Annotated in this window: 15 protein-coding genes; 6 read left to right on the plus strand and 9 right to left on the minus strand. The window is 75.4% G+C overall.

The window, feature by feature from the left end; genetic code table 11:
- Window positions 1-4 precede the first annotated feature (4 nt).
- Window positions 5-886 carry an SURF1 family protein gene (locus KPL57_RS52315; protein WP_226357853.1) on the plus strand — a complete coding sequence of 294 codons (882 nt, stop codon included), beginning with the start codon at window positions 5-7 and terminating at the stop codon, window positions 884-886.
- A 535-nt stretch (window positions 887-1,421) separates the two neighbouring features.
- On the opposite strand, the gene KPL57_RS52320 is transcribed toward KPL57_RS52315, so the two are convergent.
- Window positions 1,422-2,399, minus strand: coding sequence for a cobalamin biosynthesis protein (locus KPL57_RS52320; protein ID WP_226357854.1), 978 nt, complete (start codon window positions 2,397-2,399; stop codon window positions 1,422-1,424).
- A 59-nt stretch (window positions 2,400-2,458) separates the two neighbouring features.
- Between KPL57_RS52320 and KPL57_RS52325 the strand changes: the two genes are divergently transcribed.
- Window positions 2,459-3,091: a flavin reductase family protein gene (locus tag KPL57_RS52325; RefSeq protein WP_226357855.1), complete on the plus strand. Its 633-nt coding sequence runs from the start codon at window positions 2,459-2,461 to the stop codon at window positions 3,089-3,091.
- Between the two features lie 15 nt (window positions 3,092-3,106).
- Here the strand turns inward: KPL57_RS52325 and KPL57_RS52330 are convergent, their stop codons facing one another.
- Window positions 3,107-4,804, minus strand: a complete 1,698-nt coding sequence (locus KPL57_RS52330; protein ID WP_226357856.1) for an AMP-binding protein — start codon at window positions 4,802-4,804, stop codon at window positions 3,107-3,109.
- 217 nt (window positions 4,805-5,021) lie between these two features.
- Here KPL57_RS52330 and KPL57_RS52335 point away from each other — a divergent pair, with 217 nt between their 5' ends.
- Together KPL57_RS52335 and KPL57_RS52340 are read left to right on the plus strand one after the other, a co-directional pair.
- On the plus strand, window positions 5,022-5,678 hold the full coding sequence (locus KPL57_RS52335) for a hypothetical protein (protein ID WP_226357857.1): 657 nt from the start codon (window positions 5,022-5,024) through the stop codon (window positions 5,676-5,678).
- 244 nt (window positions 5,679-5,922) lie between these two features.
- Window positions 5,923-6,348, plus strand: a complete 426-nt coding sequence (locus KPL57_RS52340; RefSeq protein WP_226357858.1) for an SsgA family sporulation/cell division regulator — start codon at window positions 5,923-5,925, stop codon at window positions 6,346-6,348.
- Between the two features lie 77 nt (window positions 6,349-6,425).
- On the opposite strand, the gene KPL57_RS52345 is transcribed toward KPL57_RS52340, so the two are convergent.
- Entirely contained in the window at window positions 6,426-6,965 is a 540-nt protein-coding gene (locus KPL57_RS52345; RefSeq protein ID WP_226357859.1) for a DUF5709 domain-containing protein, read from the minus strand.
- Window positions 6,966-7,137: 172 nt separating this feature from the next.
- On the opposite strand from KPL57_RS52345, the gene KPL57_RS52350 reads away from it, so the two are divergent.
- A complete protein-coding gene (locus KPL57_RS52350; protein WP_226357860.1) occupies window positions 7,138-7,722 on the plus strand; it encodes a TetR/AcrR family transcriptional regulator in 585 nt (194 codons plus the stop codon).
- Here the strand turns inward: KPL57_RS52350 and KPL57_RS52355 are convergent.
- The 4 genes from KPL57_RS52355 to cobF all read right to left on the minus strand — a co-directional run bounded on the left by KPL57_RS52355 (window position 7,712) and on the right by cobF (window position 12,081).
- Complete coding sequence (locus KPL57_RS52355; RefSeq protein WP_226357861.1) at window positions 7,712-8,695, minus strand: SDR family NAD(P)-dependent oxidoreductase; 984 nt, start codon at window positions 8,693-8,695, stop codon at window positions 7,712-7,714. The genes KPL57_RS52350 and KPL57_RS52355 overlap by 11 nt on opposite strands.
- A gap of 40 nt (window positions 8,696-8,735) precedes the next feature.
- Entirely contained in the window at window positions 8,736-10,349 is a 1,614-nt protein-coding gene (locus KPL57_RS52360; RefSeq protein WP_226357862.1) for a hypothetical protein, read from the minus strand.
- Window positions 10,350-10,752: 403 nt separating this feature from the next.
- The gene (locus KPL57_RS52365) at window positions 10,753-11,244 is read right to left on the minus strand and encodes an SRPBCC family protein (protein WP_226357863.1); all 492 of its coding nucleotides are present in this window, start codon (window positions 11,242-11,244) and stop codon (window positions 10,753-10,755) included.
- Between the two features lie 30 nt (window positions 11,245-11,274).
- Window positions 11,275-12,081, minus strand: coding sequence for a precorrin-6A synthase (deacetylating) (gene cobF / locus KPL57_RS52370; RefSeq protein ID WP_226357864.1), 807 nt, complete (start codon window positions 12,079-12,081; stop codon window positions 11,275-11,277).
- 211 nt (window positions 12,082-12,292) lie between these two features.
- Here cobF and KPL57_RS52375 point away from each other — a divergent pair, with 211 nt between their 5' ends.
- Complete coding sequence (locus KPL57_RS52375; protein WP_226357865.1) at window positions 12,293-13,483, plus strand: glycosyltransferase family 4 protein; 1,191 nt, start codon at window positions 12,293-12,295, stop codon at window positions 13,481-13,483.
- 35 nt (window positions 13,484-13,518) lie between these two features.
- Here KPL57_RS52375 and KPL57_RS52380 read toward each other — a convergent pair whose 3' ends face one another.
- Complete coding sequence (locus KPL57_RS52380; RefSeq protein ID WP_226357866.1) at window positions 13,519-14,289, minus strand: fumarylacetoacetate hydrolase family protein; 771 nt, start codon at window positions 14,287-14,289, stop codon at window positions 13,519-13,521.
- 4 nt (window positions 14,290-14,293) lie between these two features.
- The gene (locus KPL57_RS52385) at window positions 14,294-17,257 is read right to left on the minus strand and encodes an FAD-binding and (Fe-S)-binding domain-containing protein (RefSeq protein ID WP_226357867.1); all 2,964 of its coding nucleotides are present in this window, start codon (window positions 17,255-17,257) and stop codon (window positions 14,294-14,296) included.
- Window positions 17,258-17,274 lie beyond the last annotated feature (17 nt).

The following is a 17,274-nucleotide window of genomic DNA, read 5'->3' on the forward strand; positions in this document are numbered from 1 at the left end:
CGGCGTGCGTTTCCTGCTGCGTCCCGGGTGGATCGCGTTCGTCGTTGCGGTGCTGGCCTTCGCCGTCGCCTGCTACACGCTGCTCGCGCCGTGGCAGTTCGACCGTGAGTCCGAGCGCTCGGCGCAGAGCCGGGCCATCGCCACCGCCGACGCGACCCCCGCCGTCGGGTTCGACACGCTCGTCCCGCCGGGTACGGCGATCGGCGCCGACGACCAGTGGCGTCGGGTCACCCTGGCCGGCACCTTCGACCGTGCCGCGGAGACCCTGGTCCGCCTGCGGGTCGTCGACGGCGCGCCCGCCTTCGAGGTGCTGACGCCGCTGCGGCTCACCGACGGCCGGACCGTCGTGGTGAACCGGGGGTCGGTCCCGGCCGCGGACCGGGGCGCCGTGCCCGACTACGCCGCCGCGCCCGCCGGCCCGGTGACGATCGAGGGCAGGCTGCGCCTGGACGAGACCGACCCGCAGGGCCGCCCGCCGCTGATCGAGAACGGCACCCGCCAGGTCTACGTGTCCGACTCCCACTCGGTCGCCGCCGCCACCGGCCTGACCCCGGTCGAGGGCGTCGTCGTGCTGGAGGCCGGCCAGCCCGGCGTGCTGGACCCGATCCCGGTCGAGCCGGTCGGGGGCGGAGCGCCGTTCAGCAACTTCTCCTACGCCCTGCAGTGGCTGACCTTCGGCGCTGTCGCCCTGGTCGCCCTGGTCCTGTTCATCCGGCTGGAGCTGTTGCAGCGCAACGGGAAGCGCGAGAAGGCGGGCAGCTTGCGGGACCAGCTCTCCGGCCGCGACGGCTTCGGCGACGAGCCCGTCCCCGCCGACCGTGCCGACGACGGCGCCCCCGGCACCACCCGCGACGCCGCCGCCGGGTCCGGTCCGGGCTCGGGCTGACCCCCACGCCGCGCCGCACCCGTCGCGGGCCGCCGCCCTGCACGGTCCCGAGGTGCCACGTGAGTGCGCCGCGCCAGGCTCTCGGCTCATCGCGCCGGAGTACCGCGTCGCCGGAGCCGCTCACCGCGGGTGCAGGTCCTCTCCGTCCCTTCGCCCCGGCCGAAATCGCTTACCCGGTAAGCGGATTCCCACGATCCACCCTCACCGACCGGGTAGGCGTGGAGATCGGCCGGACTCACCGGGACCCGGGCTGCGGGCCGCCGGGGCCACCCGAACAGAGCCGCTGTCGCCGGAGACAGTTCACGCGGTGAACGGATTCGGGCGCCACAGCACCGCGGGGCGCCGGACCACCCGCGGGCCGCGCAGGGTGCTCGCCGGGGCGGGACCGGGGACACCGGACCGGCCGGGGCACCCCCCTCGGGCAGCGGAACAGCCGGGCGGCACGACCGCGCAGCGGAGGGTGGCCGTGGCGCCGAGGCGCGGGGCGGGGTGGGCAGGACGGCGCTGCCGGCGAGCCGGGGCCGGGGCGACCGGCTCAGCCGCGCCGCCGCCCCAGCACCGCCGCCGTCGCGACGGCGAGCAGCCCGGCCGCCCCGGCCACCAGCCGGGACAGCCGCGCGACGCGGTGCAGGTCGGCCACCCGGGGCGGGTGCCCGTCGCCGAGCGACGGGCGGTCCTCGGTGCCGTAGGCGTAGACCGTCGGCCCGCCCAGGCGCAGCCCGAGCGCGCCGGCGGCGCTCGCCTCGACCGGCCCGGCGTTCGGACTGGGGTGCCCGGCGGCGTCGCGGCGCCAGGCCCGCAGCGCGGTCGCCGGCGAGCCGCCCACCAGCGGCGCGACGGCCACGGTGACCACCGCGGTGACCCGGGCCGGGGCCAGGTTGACCACGTCGTCGAGACGGGCCGAGGCCCACCCGAAGCGGGCGTGCCGGGCCGAGCGGTAGCCGACCATCGCGTCGAGGGTGTTCACCGCGCGGTAGCCCAGCAGCCCCGGGATCCCGGCGACCGCGCCCCACACCAGCGGCCCGACGACGGCGTCGGAGGTGTTCTCGGCCAGCGACTCGGTCCCGGCGCGGGCCATGCCGTCGGCGTCGAGCAGCTCCGGGTCGCGCGCGCACAGGTGCGGGATCCGGGCGCGGGCGGCGGCCAGGTCACCGGCGTCGAGCGACGCGGCCAGCGCGGCGCCCTCCCCCACCAGCGAGGTCCCGCCGAGCACCGCCCAGGTGGCGACGGCGGTCAGCCCGGCCCGCACGGCGGGCTCGGCCCGGGCCCCCGCACGCGTCGCACCCGCACGGGTCGCGACCGCCTCGGCGAGCGCCCCCGCCGCGACCGCCGACCCGACCAGGATCGCGGTGTAGGCCACCCCGGGTGCGACGGCGTCGCGGTGCATCCGGCCCTCCAGCCGGGCGGCGAGCGTGCCGAAGCCGGCGACCGGGTGACCCCGGCGCGGGTCGCCGAGCAGTGCGTCGGCGACGATCCCGGCGGCCAGCCCGGCCGCTCGGCCACGTGTTCCCATGGGCCGAACCTAGAGCGGCGCGCGCGCAGGCTGCGAGCAGGCCGGGCAGGATCATGGGCATGCGCACGGACCTCAAGCCGGACGAGATGGGCAGCGGCCCGTTCTACAAGCTCCTGACCAGCGTCGTCGTCCCCCGGCCGATCGCCTGGGTCTCCACCCGCTCGGCCGACGGCGTCGACAACCTCGCCCCGCACTCGTTCTTCACGGTGTCCTGCGTGGACCCGCCCATGATCCAGTTCACATCGGTCGGGAAGAAGGACTCGCTGCGCAACGTGTCGCAGACCCGCGAGTTCGTCGTCTGCCTCGCGAACGAGCCGATGTTCGAGAAGATCAACGCGACCGGCACCGACTTCCCCGCCGAGATCAGCGAGTTCTCCTCGGTCGGGCTGACGGCCGAGGCGTCGTCGGTCGTCGCCCCGCCGCGGGTCGCGGAGTCACCGGTCGCGCTGGAGTGCCGGCTGCACGCCGCGATCGAGCTCGGCGACAGCACGGTGGTGATCGGCCGGGTCGTGCACGCCGCGATCGAGGAGAGCGTGTTCGTCACCGACGAGCGCGGCAACTCCCTGCCCGACATCCACCGGCTCGCCCCGCTGGCCCGCCTGGGCCGCAACGAGTGGTCGCGGATGGGCGAGATCCTCGAGATCACCCGCATCCCCTACCAGCAGTGGCCGGGTCACTTCGGCGACGGGTGACCCGGCCCCGCCGGGTCAGAGGGTGTACTCGGTGGGCGGCGTCGCGGCCGGGTCGGCGTGGATCTCGCCCTCCCGGCCGCGCAGCTCGACCCGGCGGATCTTGCCGGAGATCGTCTTCGGCAGCTCGAAGAACTCGAGCCTGCGGATCCGCTTGTAGGGCGCGAGGTTGTCGTAGGCGAATTGCAGGATCGCCTTCGCCGTCTCCTCGGTCGGCTCGTGCCCCTTGGCGAGCACCACGTAGGCCTTCGGCACGGCGAGGCGGACCGGGTCCGGGGACGGCACGACCGCGGCCTCGGCGACCGCCGGGTGTTCGATCAGCACGCTCTCCAGCTCGAACGGGCTGATCCGGTAGTCGCTGGCCTTGAACACGTCGTCGGCCCGGCCGACGTAGGTGATGTAGCCCGACTCGTCGCGGGAGCCGACGTCGCCGGTGTGGTAGTACCCGCCGGCCATGGCCTCGGCGTTGCGCTCCGGGTCGTCGGCGTAGCCCACCATCAGCCCGGTCGGGCGGTGGTCGAGGTCCAGGCAGATCTCGCCCTCGTCGGCGACCTTCCCGGTGGCCGGGTCGACCAGCGCGACGACGAACCCGGGGATCGGCCTGCCCATCGAGCCCGGCTTGACCGGCTGTCCGGGCGGGTTGCCGATCTGCACCGAGGACTCGGTCTGGCCGAACCCGTCGCGGATGCGCAGGCCCCACGCCTTCTCGACCTGCTCGATGACCTCGGGGTTGAGCGGCTCCCCCGCCCCGACGACCTTGGACGGCGGCGTCGCCAGCCCGGACAGGTCGGCCTGGATCAGCATGCGCCACACCGTCGGCGGGGCGCAGAAGCTGGTCACGCCGCAGGAGTCCAGGACCGACAGGACGGACTCGGCGTCGAACCGGGCGTAGTTCATGACGAGCACCGTCGCCTCGGCGATCCACGGCGCGAACACGTTCGACCAGGCGTGCTTGGCCCAGCCGGGCGAGGAGATGTTGAGGTGCACGTCGCCGGGCTCGAGGCCGATCCAGTACATCGTCGACAGGTGCCCGACCGGGTAGGACGTGTGGGTGTGCTCCACCAGCTTCGGCTTCGCCGTGGTGCCGGAGGTGAAGTACAGCAGCAGCGTGTCCGACGCCTTCGTGGCGCCGTCCGGGGTGAACTCGGCGGCGGCCGAGTAGGCCTCGCCGGTGTAGTCGCGCCAGCCCGCCACGGCGCCGCGGACGGCGATGCGGGTGTAGTCGCCGTCGACGTCGTCGAACTTGCCGGCGTCGTCCGCCCCGACGACGACGTGCGCCGCCCGCCCGCGGTCCACCCGGTCCTGCAGGTCGGCCGGGGTGAGCAGGGTGGTCGCGGGGATGACGACGGCGCCCAGCTTCATCGCCGCCAGCAGCGTCTCCCACAGCTCCAGCTGGTTGCCGAGCATCAGGATGATCCGGTCGCCCCGGGCGACGCCCTGCGCACGCAGCCAGTTCGCGACCCGGTTGGACCGCTCGGACAGCTCCGCCCACGTCCAGTGCGCCTGCGAGCCGTCCTGTTCGACGATCCACAGCGCCTTCCGCGCGCCCCGCTCGGGGTCGGCGGCGACGACGTCGAAGTGGTCGAGCGCGAAGTTGAACTCCTCGAGCTCCGGCCAGCGGAAGTCGCGGTAGGCCGTGTCGTAGTCCTCGCGGTGGGTCAGCAGGAAGTCGCGGGCGGCGAGGAACTTCTCCGTCGCCGGGCTGCCGGTCGCCATGGGGTGCACCTCGGTGGGCTCGTGCGGGGGGCCCGTGCCCCGGGCCCGTCGTGCGGGGCCGCCCGTGCGGCCGTACCGCGACCCTAGTCACTCCACCGGCGACCCGGCAGTGCGCGACGACCGCCGCCGGCCGGGTACCGACCGCGCGGCGCCGATCACGCGATGGTGGCGGCGAGGTCGCCCCGCCCGGGCGGGCCGGTGATCGTAAGGTGCCCGCGTGACCGTGCCGAACCTGCCGAAGGTGCCGACCCCCGACGTGTCGGTGTCCCGCCTGCGGGTGGGCCGGTACGGGCCGCGGCTGCTGCTGCGCGGCGTGCTCGTGGGGCTGGCGCTGCTGATCCTCGTGCTGCTGCTGGCCGGCTGCGGCAACGGCGAGCTGCCCGCGGCGTGGCGCACCCCGTCGCCGGTCCCGACGACGTCGCCGACCGCCACCCCGACACCGACCCCGACGCCCACGCCGACGACGACCCCCACCCCGAGCCGCACCGCCGACCCGTCCCGCACGACGCCCGGGCCCGCACCCGGGCGCGGCGGCACCGACGGCGGCGGCACCGGGCCGGGCCGCACCGGCGCCCCGGGGGCGGCCGCGGCGGCGTCGCCGATGTGGCCCGCGGGCGACGCGGCGACCGCGCGGCGGATGCAGCAGCAGTCCGACGCCGGCGGCGACCCGTGGCTGCTCGACCCGGAGGAGGTCACGATCTCCTACGTCGGCAGCGAGCTCGGCTACCGGAACCCGACCGTCACCCGCCTCGCCAACGGTGTGTACGCCGCCACCGACGGCAGGTCGGCGCAGCGCTCGACGATCCGGCTCACCCAGCCGGTCCGCTCCGGCACCGGCGGGATCTGGGTGGTCGACCGCGTCGACCGCGGCTGACCCGGACGGTCGGCACGCACCGGCACCCAGCGTCACCGGGTCCCATACCGGACGGCGTCTCTCGCCGGAACCCGGCCTCGCGTTACACCCTTTGCGCGCCTTGGGTACCGTGAGGTGAATGACAGTTGGCGCGAACGGGTGAAACCCGGCGCCGGGTGCAGCGTCCGGGCCCGTTCCGACGATGTTCCGTGTGAGGCCGTCGCGGTACCGCGGCGGTCGGGGGGTCCAGGAGAGGCGGAGCACGATGGCCAGCGAGTCGGTCCAGCAGGACGTCTTCACCGTGTTGCACGGGCAGGCGTCGCCGATCGTGAGCCGCTGGGCGTACCGCGCCTCGGACCCGTTCGCGATCTCGTTCTCGGTGCGCCGGTCCTCCGACCGCTGGATCGAGTGGCTCGTCGCCCGCGACCTCGTGATCGAGGGCCTGACCACGCCCACCGGCATCGGTGACATCCGGATGGCGCCCCGGCGCATCGACGGTTACGACGTCGTCGAGCTGGAGATCCGCTCCGACGGCGGGTCCGCCGTCCTGGAGGTCGACCGCGACCTGCTGGCCCAGTTCGTCGACTCGACGCTGGAGATCGTCGACCTCGGCGAGGAGCACGACCACCTCGACATCGACGGTGCCATCGCCCGGCTGACCGGTAGCGCGGCGGGTCCCACCACCCCCTGAGCACCGGCTCCCACCGACGACGAGGGCCCCGGACCGCACGACGCGGTACCGGGGCCCTCGTGTGTGCCGGGTGCCGCTCAGCTGTTCTGCTCGGCCCACTCGGGGTCGGTCGAGGCGTCCCACTCGGCGTCGGCCGCCGCCTCGTCGGCGTGGTCGGCGTCGCGCGCGAGCTGGTCGCTGACCTCCGGGTCCCCGACCGGGGACTCGTCGACCACCGGCACGATGCCCTCGTCGACGTCGTGCACGGCGGCCTCCTCGGCGCTGGCCGCGCCGCCGTCGATGCCCACGTCGGTCCCGGCGCCGTCGACGGCCGGGTCGCCCGCGGCGGAGTCGGTGGCGGCGGTCAGGCGCCCGGAGCGGCTCGGGTCGCCCTCGGGCAGCTCGTCGGGCAGCTCCCGGGCCAGCCGCGCCTCGTGCGACTCGCCCTCCTCCTGGCCCGCCGCGGTCACCGCGTTGTCCTCGACGCCGTAGGGGCGGTCCGGCGGGACGTAGCCGGAGTCCAGCGGGTCGGTGTCCGACGGACCGGTCAGCGCCTCGTCGGTGTCCAGCTGCATCGCCGACGCCATGTCCGGCGCCTCCGGCTGGAACTCGTTCTCGTCACCTGAAGCGGATGCCATCGGTTGCGGGTCTCCTCGGTGTGGCCGTGTGTCGGGCGGTGTTCGGTATCGACCGTGCGTACCCCGCGTCGCGCCGCGCCATGCGCCGGCGCCCGGACGCTACGGTCGCCGACACCGGACCCGCCGTGGCCGGTTCCCGCGCCGCACCCGTCGTACGAAGGAGCACTCCCCCGTGACCGCCGCCCCGTCCGCCCGTTCCGGTGACAGCACCCGCAGCGCCCTGCTCGCCGCGGCCGCGGACCTGTTCACCGAGCACGGCTACGACCGCACCTCGGTCCGCGCGATCGCCGACCGGGCCGGGGTGAACCAGGCGCTGCTCTTCCGCTACTTCGGCAGCAAGGACGCCCTGTTCGCCCGGGTCGCCGCCGAGCGCGCCCTCGCCGTGCTGCACGACGGCCCGTCCGAGGAGCTCCTGCCCCGCCTGCTGCGGTCGATCCTCGACGGCGGCGACGGGCCCGAGCGCGACCTGTTCGGGCCCGTCGTGCGCTCGGCCGGGACGTCGGAGGCGGCCGCGGCCGTGCGGGTGGAGCTGGCCGGGGCGTTCACCGAGGCGTTCGCGGCGCAGGCCGCCGGCGCCGCCGACCGGGCCGACGCCGAGCTGCGCGCGGAGCTGGTCCTGACCTGGCTGCTCGGGCTGAGCCTGGTCCAGCCGCTGCTGCCCGGGGGCGCGGTCGGTCGGGCCGACCCGGACACGGTGCTGGACCACGTCACGCGTGCCGCCCGCACCCTGCTGGAGGCGCCCGGGCTCAGCCGGTGAGCCGGTCCACCTCGGCGCGGAACCGCTCGCGCTGGGCCGGGGTCTCCCGGGTCCGTGACAGGTAGTGCGCCGGGCGCGGCGTGCGGTCGTGCCAGAACCGGCCGGTCCCGACCGCCGACGACGGCGCGGCCGCGAGCCACACCGCGGTGTCCGCGCCCTGGGCCGGGGTGCGCAGCACGGGACCGACGACCTTGTCGAACAGCGGCAGCGACCCGGTGACGCCCGGGGTGCGGGCCCAGCCGGGGTGCAGTGCGTGCACGGTGACGTGCCGGGGCGCCAGCTCGTCGGCGAGCAGCCCGGTCAGGACGACCTGCATCCGCTTGGTGCGGGCGTAGGCCGCGGTGCCGCCGTAGTCACCGGTGCGGAACTGCAGGTCGTCGTCGCGCAGGGGCTGGGCGTACATGCCGCCCGAGGACATGATGATCACCCGGGAGTCGGCTCCGGACCGCTCGGCGCCGGCCGCGAGGGTGTCGGTGAGCAGCCGGGTCAGCAGCAGCGGTCCGAGGACGTGCACGGCCAGGGTCAGCTCGTTGCCCTCGGAGGTCTCGCTGCGCTCGGGCGGGAGCAGCCCGGCGTTGTGCACCAGCACGTCCAGCGCGTCGACCTCGGTGGCGAACCGGGTCGCGAACGCGCGCACGTCGGCGAGCTCGCCCAGGTCGCAGACCTGCACCGGGAGCCGGTCGCGGGACAGGCCGGGGACCGCGGCCAGGATCCGGTCCTGCGCGGCGACGCCCTTGTCCCGGGAGCGGACGAGCAGGTGCACCGTCGCACCGAGCCGGACGAGCCCGGTCGCGATCGCCTCCCCCAGCCCGCCGCCCGCGCCGGTGACGAGCGCGGTGCGCCCGGTCAGGGCGCCGCGCGGCGGGTCGGCGCGGTCACCGCTCCACCCCGGGCGCCGCAGCAGGTACCCGATCCGTGAGTAGCCGGGGACCAGGGTGCGGTCGAGGACGGTATCCAGAGCACTGCCGAGCACGGACCGATCCGACCACAGCGCCGGGCCGCCCGCGCGTCGATCAGCCCTGCAGACCCGGACCGGAGACGTAGGGGGTGCCGGGGACGTTCGCCGTCGGGAGCTTCGGGACGGCGTCGGTGACCGGGTCGGCGGTGGAGATCCGCTCCATCGCGCCGCAGCTGGACAGCGAGTACGACAGCGGGTTCACCGGCGGGGCGGTGGCCTTGTCGAAGCCGTGCTCGACCTTGCGGATCGACATGGTGCCGCCGGTCAGCTTGTACATGTTCCCCGACGGGTTGGGCGCCTCCAGGGTGCCGTTGCCGTTCTCGTCGACCTCCCACTCGCCGACGGTCTGGCCGCCGGGCAGCGGGTTGGTGCCGTCGAGGATGCAGGGGTTGTTGTTGGTGGCGCTGGAGGTCGCGCCGTAGAAGAACGACACGTAGCGGGCGTCCGGGTCCATGCCGGTCGCGGTGCCGGAGACGGTGTCCTCATCCACGGTGGCGGTCCCGGCCACGCCGTCGGTGTTCTTCGACGCCAGGTCGACCTGCGTGGGCCCGGTGCTCGGGCCGCCGACGACCCCGGCCACGTCCGGCAGGCCGCCGAGACCCGAGTAGTCGGGCAGGCCCGCCGTGCGCGCGACGCCGGACAGGTCCGGCAGCGGGCCGTCCCTGCCGGTCAGCGGGGTGGTGTCGGGCAGGCCCGCGATCTCGTTGAGGCCCTCCAGCGGTCCGCCCGCGGTGAGGCCGGGGACGTCCGGCAGCTCGTCGGTGCTGCCGTCGGTGACGCCGGGGACCGACGGCAGCTCCGGCACGACGTCGCCGAGGCCGGTGAGGGTGTCGGTCGGGCCGGCCAGCGGGCTGTTGCCGGTGTCGGTGCCGACGACGGTGCCCACGGTGCCCACCGCGGTGTCGACCAGCGAGCCGGCCTGCCCGGCGCCGGGCACCGAGGCACTGGCGTCGGACAGGGTCTGCGCCGGGTCGGGCAGCGACGTCAGGGGCTTCGTGGGGGTGTTCAGGTCGACGCCCTTGCCGAGGCCGCCCGTGAGGTCGCCGAGGCCGGGGACCGCGTCGAGCGGACCGGTCGACGGGGCGGCGGAGTCCGTCGTGCCGGACGGGGCGGCGGAGTCCTTCGAGCCGGACGAGCCGGCGGAGGTCCGGTCCGCCCCCTCGGAGTCCTGGTCCGACGTCCCGGAGCCCTTCTCCGACTCCCCGGAGGCCTCACCCGACTTCCCCGAGCCCGTGTCCGACTTCCGGGAGCCCGTGTCCGACGTGTCGCGGCCCGGGCCGTCGTCGGCCGAGGAACCCGAGGAGCCCGATCCCGAGGAGCCCGATCCCAGCACCGAGCCGACGACGTCCGCGCCGGTCACCAGGTCACCCAGGCCCCCGGAGGAGGAGCCCGGGGAGTCCGAGCACGACCCGCCGACCGGGGTGGTGCCGTCCGGGCAGTCCGCCGAGGCACCCGACGAGTCGTCGTCGGAGCCCGTCCCGGCGAACGCCGTCCCGGCCGTCCCCCCGGAGGTCAGCAGCAGCGCGGCGAGCGCGGCGGGGGCGGCGACCCGGCGCGCGGTGCCCGTGGAGGGAGCGGCGTGCCTGCGCCGCCCGCGGAGGGACCGGCCGGCGGCCACCGCCGCGGCGACGCCGGTCGAACGGTGGCCGGTCCGGGTGTGCTTGCCCATCTCGAGCGGTCCTTCCGCCTCGCCGCGGGCGAGGGTGCTGGGGAGCGGTGGAGGACGGCGCGGGCACCGGCGTGGCCGGGGTGCGGGGGCACCCCTGGGGAGCGGCCGGATCGTGCCGGGTCACCCGGCTCGTCCGGTTCGGGACGTTACGAAACGGTGACCCGCCGAGGTTGCTTTCCTGAGAGGGCATCGGCGACCCGGGCGATCACGGGTCGGCCCCGGACGCCGAGTGACGGGTCGCCTGGACCGAACGGCTCAACGATCTACGACGAACACGCTCCGTGCTCTCAGGATCGCGGGAGGCCCCCTCCGTTCAACGAGCGGGCGGCGCCGGAGTGACGGGTCGTCGCAGATCCGCCACCGTTCGTACGTCCCGGCGCGTGGCCGCCACCCGGACGGGGAACTAGCCGAGGCGCTCGCGGACGGCGTCGAGGTTGCGTTCCATCCCGGTCCGCCACTCCCGCAGCCGGCCCTCGACGATCCGCTCCTCCTTGTCCGGCCACCGCTCGATCGCCTGCGTGAGACCCGACGGCCCGGGGCCCATCCGGGCCCACTGGCGCAGCGCGGTGCCGTCGCCGTCGGGGGTGAGCTCGAACCGCCACACGGCGGCCTCCCCGCCCTCGGCGTCGGCCTCGACGGTCCACTCGAACAGCCGACCCGGCTCCCAGCCGGTCACGGTGGACACCGTGCTCCAGCCGCCGCGGGCCTCGTGGTGGTGGTGCCCGCGCAGCTTCGCCCCGGGGCCCGGGACGTCGCCGTCGAGCCACTCGGCGCGCTGCATCTCGGTCGACACCCGGGCCAGGAACTCCGGGTCGGTCACCAGCTCCCACACCGCCTCGGGCGGTGCGGCGACCCGGGCGGTGGCCTCGGTGGTGGGTCCGTCGGCGTAGCGCATGCGACCTCCTCGTCGTCGGGCCGCGGCGGGTCAGCGCTCGTCGGCACCCCGGCGCAGCAGGTAGGTGTCCATGATCCACCCCTTGTTCTCCCGGGCCTCGGCCCGGACCTTCAGGATCTCCTCGGTCACCTCGACGAGCGGCCCGGCGACGAGCAGCTCGTCGGGCGTGCCCAGGTAGGCGCCCCAGTAGATGTGCAGCTCACGGCGCTGCTCGTCGGGCAGCGTGGCGAAGGCGGTGCGGCCGTCGAGCATCACGACGGCGTCGTCGACGTCGGTGGGCATCCCCTCGGCGATCCGGCGCCCGGTGGTGATCAGGACGGGGCGCCCGACCCGGTTGAGGATCAGCCGGTGGGCGGCGGCGAGGGCGGCGACGCTGGAGATCCCGGCGACCGACTCGACCGACCACTGCTCCCCCGCGCCGTCGAGGACCCGGTCGAGCAGGCGCAGCGTCCCGTCGTAGAGCGAGGGGTCGCCCCAGACCAGGAAGGCGCCGGTCTGCCCGTCGGCCAGCTCGGCGTCGAGCATCTCGCGGTAGAGCCGGGCACGGCGGTCCTGCCAGTCGACGACGACGTCGCGGTAGCGCTCGTCGTCGCGCTCGACCTCGGTGCCGCGGTCCCGGCCCACCTCGGGCGCGGTGACCAGCCGGTACCCGCCGTCCGGGCGGTGCCGCCGCAGGAGCTCGGTGCGCATGGCCAGCAGGTCGTCCTGCGACCCCCCGCCGTCGAGCCCCTTGTCGATGACGAAGACGACGTCGGCCCGTTGCAGGGCGCGGACCGCCTGGAGGGTGAGGTGGTCGGGGTCACCGGCCCCGATCCCGATCACGAGAACCGTGCGCACCGGAGTGACCGTAATGGACCCCGGGTGCTCCCCGGCACTCCCCCGATCGGCAGGTGCCCCCCGCCCGATGTCGCCCGATGCGCGCAGCGTCCGACCCCGTCACGCGACGTCGTCACTCGGTAGTGTCATGGTGACCGGCGAGCCCCGACCGGGTCACCGGCCGACCGCCGACGACCGACCCCGCAGCGCCACCCCGGGAGGCCACGTCACCGTGCCCACCAGCGAGAGCAGCAGCAGGACCCTGACGATCGGACACCTCGTCGAGTCGCTCGACGACCGCGGCGTCGCCGCCGCGCTCGGTGACCTCGCCGCCGCGGCCCCGGACGCCGGGTTCCGGGTGGTGGTCGTCGCGCTGGCCCCGTCCGGGCACTCCGACGTCGCCGAACGCATGGCCCGCGCCGGGGCGCCACCGGTCGAGCTGAACGTCGCGCCGTGGGACCCGCGTGCCGTGCTGAAGGTGCTCGCCGCGTTCCGGGAGCACGGTGTCGACCTGGTGCACACCCACGGCGCCCGGCCCGACGTCGTGGGCTCGGCCGCCGCGGCCCGGCTGCGGGTGCCCGCGGTGTCCACGCTGCACCACATCCACGAGCACCCCGCCGACCGCGGCGACCAGCTCCGAAGGACCGCGAAGACGTTGGCGCGCAAGCGGTTCATGACCCGCACGATCGCGACGTCGGCCCTGCAGCGCGACTGGTACCGCCGCGCCGCCGGGTCCACCGAGGGCCTGTCGGTGATCCCGGACGGCGCCGCCGACCCGGGCGAGGGCACACCCGAGGAGCGCGAGCGCCTGCGGCGCGGGCTCGGCGTGGACGACCACGAGGTCGTCGCCGTCTCGGTCGCGCCGATGCGCCGCGGCCAGGGGCAGGACATGCTGCTCGACGCCGTCGCCGGGATCGGTCCGGACGAGCCGCTCACCGTGGTGCTCGGCGGCGACGGGCCGCTGCGGCCGTGGCTGGAGTCGCGCGTCGCCGCCGACGAGGCCCTGTCCGGCCGGGTGGCGTTCCGCCGCAGCACCGACCCGGTCGCGCTGCTCCGCGCCGCCGACGTGCAGCTGCACACGACCCGGCACGACACGATGCCCCGGATGCTGCTGCTCGGCCACGGCACCGGGACCCCGGCGGTCGCGACGCGGGTCGGCGGGATCCCGGAGATCGTGACCCGCGAGACCGGCCTGCTGGCCCCGGCCGACGCCACCCGGATCGCCGACGAGCTGGTGCGGCTCACCCGCGACGCCGAGCTGCGCGCCCGGCTCGGGGCCGGGGCCCGGCGGCGGTTCCTCGACCGGTTCGCGGCGGCGCCCTGGGCGACCCGGCTCGGCGACGTCTACCGCAGCGCGGCCGGGGTGGCGGGCGCGCCCGCCCCCGCCGAGCTGGACACGCCGGAGCCGGTGGGCCGGGGCTGAGCGGGGCCGGCTGCGGCGGTCCCCGCCGGGCCGGCTCAGTGCGGGACGGGCGCGGGCCGGTCGGCGACCGGGTTCTCCAGGGTCCCGACGCCGTCGATCTCGACGGTGACCCGGTCCCCCGCGGTCATCGGCCCGACCCCGCCGGGGCTGCCGGTGAGCACGACGTCGCCGGGCTGCAGCGTGATCCAGCGGGTCACGTGGGCGAGGATCCGGGCGACGTCGAAGATCATCGCCCCGGTGTCGGACTCCTGGACGGTGCGGCCGTTCAGCGTGGTCCGCAGCCCCCACGGCCCCGCGCCCGGCTCGGTCTCGATCCACGGCCCGAGCGGACAGAAGGTGTCCGCGCTCTTCGCCCGCGCCCACTGCCCGTCGGCGCGGTAGTCGTGCGCGGTGACGTCGTTGGCGCAGGTCAGGCCGAGCACGTGCGACCAGGCGGTGCGTTCGTCCAGGTCACGGGCCCGGCGACCGATCACCACCGCGAGCTCGCCCTCGTACTCCAGCCGTTCCACCCCGGCCGGGCACAGCACCGGCTCCCCCGGCCCGACGACGGCGTTGGGTGCCTTGAGGAACAGCGCGGGCCGCTCCGGGCGGGGGCGCCCCTTCTCGGCGAGCTGGCAGGGGTAGTTGCTCCCGACGCACACGATGGTGCGGGGGTCGCAGGGGGCGAGCAGGACGACCTCGGCGAGCCGCCCGGCGACCGCCCCCGGCCCGGACGGGCCCAGCTCGCGGACGACGTCGCCGTCGCCGCCGGTCTCGACCCGTCCCGTGCGGGGGCCCTGGCCGGAGTCGTAGCGGACCAGTCGCATCCGCTCACACCGTCCCGGCCGGGCCGAGTGCCTCGCGCACCAGCTCCAGCGGGTGCCAGGCGGTGCGCCCGGCGCCGTGGAAGATCTGCTGGCGGCAGGAGACGCCGGTCGCGGCGACCAGGGTGTCGGCGGGCTCGGCGTCGATCGCCGGGAGCAGCCGGTCCCGCCCGACCTCCATCGAGGTCGCGTAGTGCTCGGCCTCGAAGCCGAACGAGCCCGCCATCCCGCAGCAGCCGGAGTCGATCTCGGAGACCTCCAGCCCGGGGATGCGGCGCAGCAGCGCGAGCGTCGCCGCGGTCCCGACCTCGGCCTTCTGGTGGCAGTGCCCGTGGTAGACCACGCGCCGCCCGCTCAGCGCCGACCGCTCCGGCAGGACCAGACGGCCCTCGTCGAGCGCCTCGACGAGCAGCTCCTCGACCTGACGGACCCGCTCGCCCACCGACCGGGCCTCGGCGCTGTCCGGGAGCAGGGCGAGGGTCTCGTCGCGCAGGGTGAACACGCACGACGGCTCGCAGCCGACGATCGGCGCGTCGGCCGGGGTGTCCCGGGCGAGCGAGGTGACCAGGCCGGTCGCCTTGCGGCGGGCGTCGTCGAGCAGTCCCTTGGACAGGCTGGACCGGCCGCAGCAGCCGCCGCCGGCCAGCTCGACCCGCCACCCGGCCCGCTCCAGCAGACCGATCGCGGCCCGCCCGATGTGCGGCTCGGTGAAGGTGGTGAACGAGTCGGCCAGCCACACGACGGTCCCGGCCGGTGCCCCGGCCCGCGCGGGGTCACGGCGCCGGTACCACCGCACCAGGTTGTCCCGGTCGAAGCGCGGCAGCGGGCGGCGCGCGGTGATCCCGACGGTCCGTTCGGCGAGCCGGCGCAGCACCCCGACCCGGCCGGGCAGGTTGGACAGCGGCGCGGTCGCCGACCCGAGCCGGTTCAGCGTGCGGATGGCGCCGAACAGCCGCGAGCGCAGCGGCGTGCCGTGCACCGCGTGCTGCTGGTGGAGCGCCTCGGCCTTGAGCGAGGCCATGTCCACGCCCATCGGGCACTCGCTCTTGCAGGCCTTGCACATGAGGCACAGGTCGAGGATCTCGTGCAGCCGCCCGTCGGCGAGCCCGGCGGCCGGGTCCGGTTCGGACAGCGCCTTGACCAGCGCGTTCGCCCGGCCGCGCGTGGAGTGCTCCTCCTCGAGGGTGACCTGGTAGGACGGGCACATCACCCCGGCCGTGGTCTTGCGGCACAGGCCGATGTTCATGCAGCGGTCGGCGGCGTCGCGCATCCCGGTGGCGCCGGGGCCGCCGATCACCTCGAACGACAGCGCCGTGGTCAGCCGCGGGGCGGGCGCCAGCGCGTCGCGGTCGCGCAGGTTCTCGGTCATCGACGGGGCGTCGACGATCTTGCCGGGGTTCATGACGTTCCCCGGGTCGAACAGGGCCTTCACCCGGCGCATCGCCTCGTACAGCTCGTCGCCGAAGATCTCGCGGTTGAACTCCGAGCGCGCCAGGCCGTCGCCGTGCTCGGAGGAGTTCACGCCGCCGTACTCGGCGACCAGGTCCTTGATCCGCTCCGCGACCCGGCGCATCGTGGCGACCTGGGCCGGGTCGGTGAGGTCGACGAAAGGGCGGATGTGCAGGCAGCCGACCGAGCAGTGGCCGTAGAACCCCGCCTCGAGGCGGTTCTCGTCGAGGATCTCCTTGAACCGCGCGGTGTACTCGGCCAGGTGCTCGGGGGCCACCGCGGTGTCCTCGACGAAGGCCAGCGGGCGCCGGGTGCCCTCCCCCGCCGCCATGAGCAGCCCGAGGCTGGACTTGCGGACCTTGAGCAGCGCGGCCTGCTCGGCGGGGGTGACCAGCTCCAGGGTGTGGTAGCCGTGGCCGTGGCGCTCCCAGAGCGCGGCCAGCGCGCGCAGCTTCGCCACCAGCCCGGCCTCGTCGTCGCCGGAGAACGAGACGAACAGCAGCGCGGCCGGGTCGCCGACGAGGTGGTTGCCCAGGTCGGCGTACTCGATCTTGCGGCGGGACAGGTCGAGGATGGTCTTGTCCATCATCTCGACCTGGTGCGGATCGCAGCTCAGCGCGTCGGCGGTGGCGGAGATGGCGCCGTGCACGGTGTCGAAGTGGCCGACGGCGTAGACCGTCCGCGCGGGCTTGGGCACCAGGTCGACGACGGCGCGGGTCGCCAGCACCAGCGTGCCCTCGGCGCCGACGACGAACTTCGCCAGGTCGAACGTCCCGGACTCGGCGAAGCCCGCGAGCCGGTCCAGCCGGTAGCCGCAGGCCCGGCGCCAGAACAACGGCATGCCCGCGGCGATCGCGTCCTCGTTCTCGGTGACCAGCGCGGGGAGCTCGCGGTAGAGGGCGCCCTCCAGGGTGTCCGCGGCGGCGCGACGGCGGCGCTCGTCGGCGTCGACGGGTTCCAGCCGGGCGGTGGAGCCGTCGGACAGCACGACGTCGAGCGCGCGGACGTGGTCGATCGTCATCCCGAAGGTCAGCGACCCGCTGCCCGCGGAGTTGTTGCCGATCATCCCGCCGATCGTGGCCCGGTTGCTCGTGGAGGTGTCCGGGCCGAACATCAGCCCGTGCGCGGCCGCGGCCCGGTTGAGCTGGTCCTGCACCACCCCCGCCTCGACGACGGCGGTGCGCGCCACCGGGTCGAGCTCGACGATCCGGTTGAGGTGCCGGGACAGGTCGAGCACGAGCCCCGGTCCGACGGTCTGGCCGGCCAGGCTGGTGCCGGCACCGCGCGGGACGACCGGCACGCCGAACTCGGCCGCGGTGCGCACGGCCGCGGCCACGTCGTCGTGGGCACGGGGGAAGACCACTCCGAGCGGGGTGATCGCGTACATGCTCGCGTCGCGGGAGAACAGGTGGCGGCTGTAGTCGTCGAAGGCGACCTCGCCGGTCACCCGCGACCGGAGCGTCTCCTCCAGACCCGGGACGGCGGTGGTGGCGGTGGCGGGACGGGTCAGCTCGGCGGTCATGGGGTGGCGTCCTCTCG

Source organism: Pseudonocardia sp. ICBG601, from assembly GCF_020496245.1.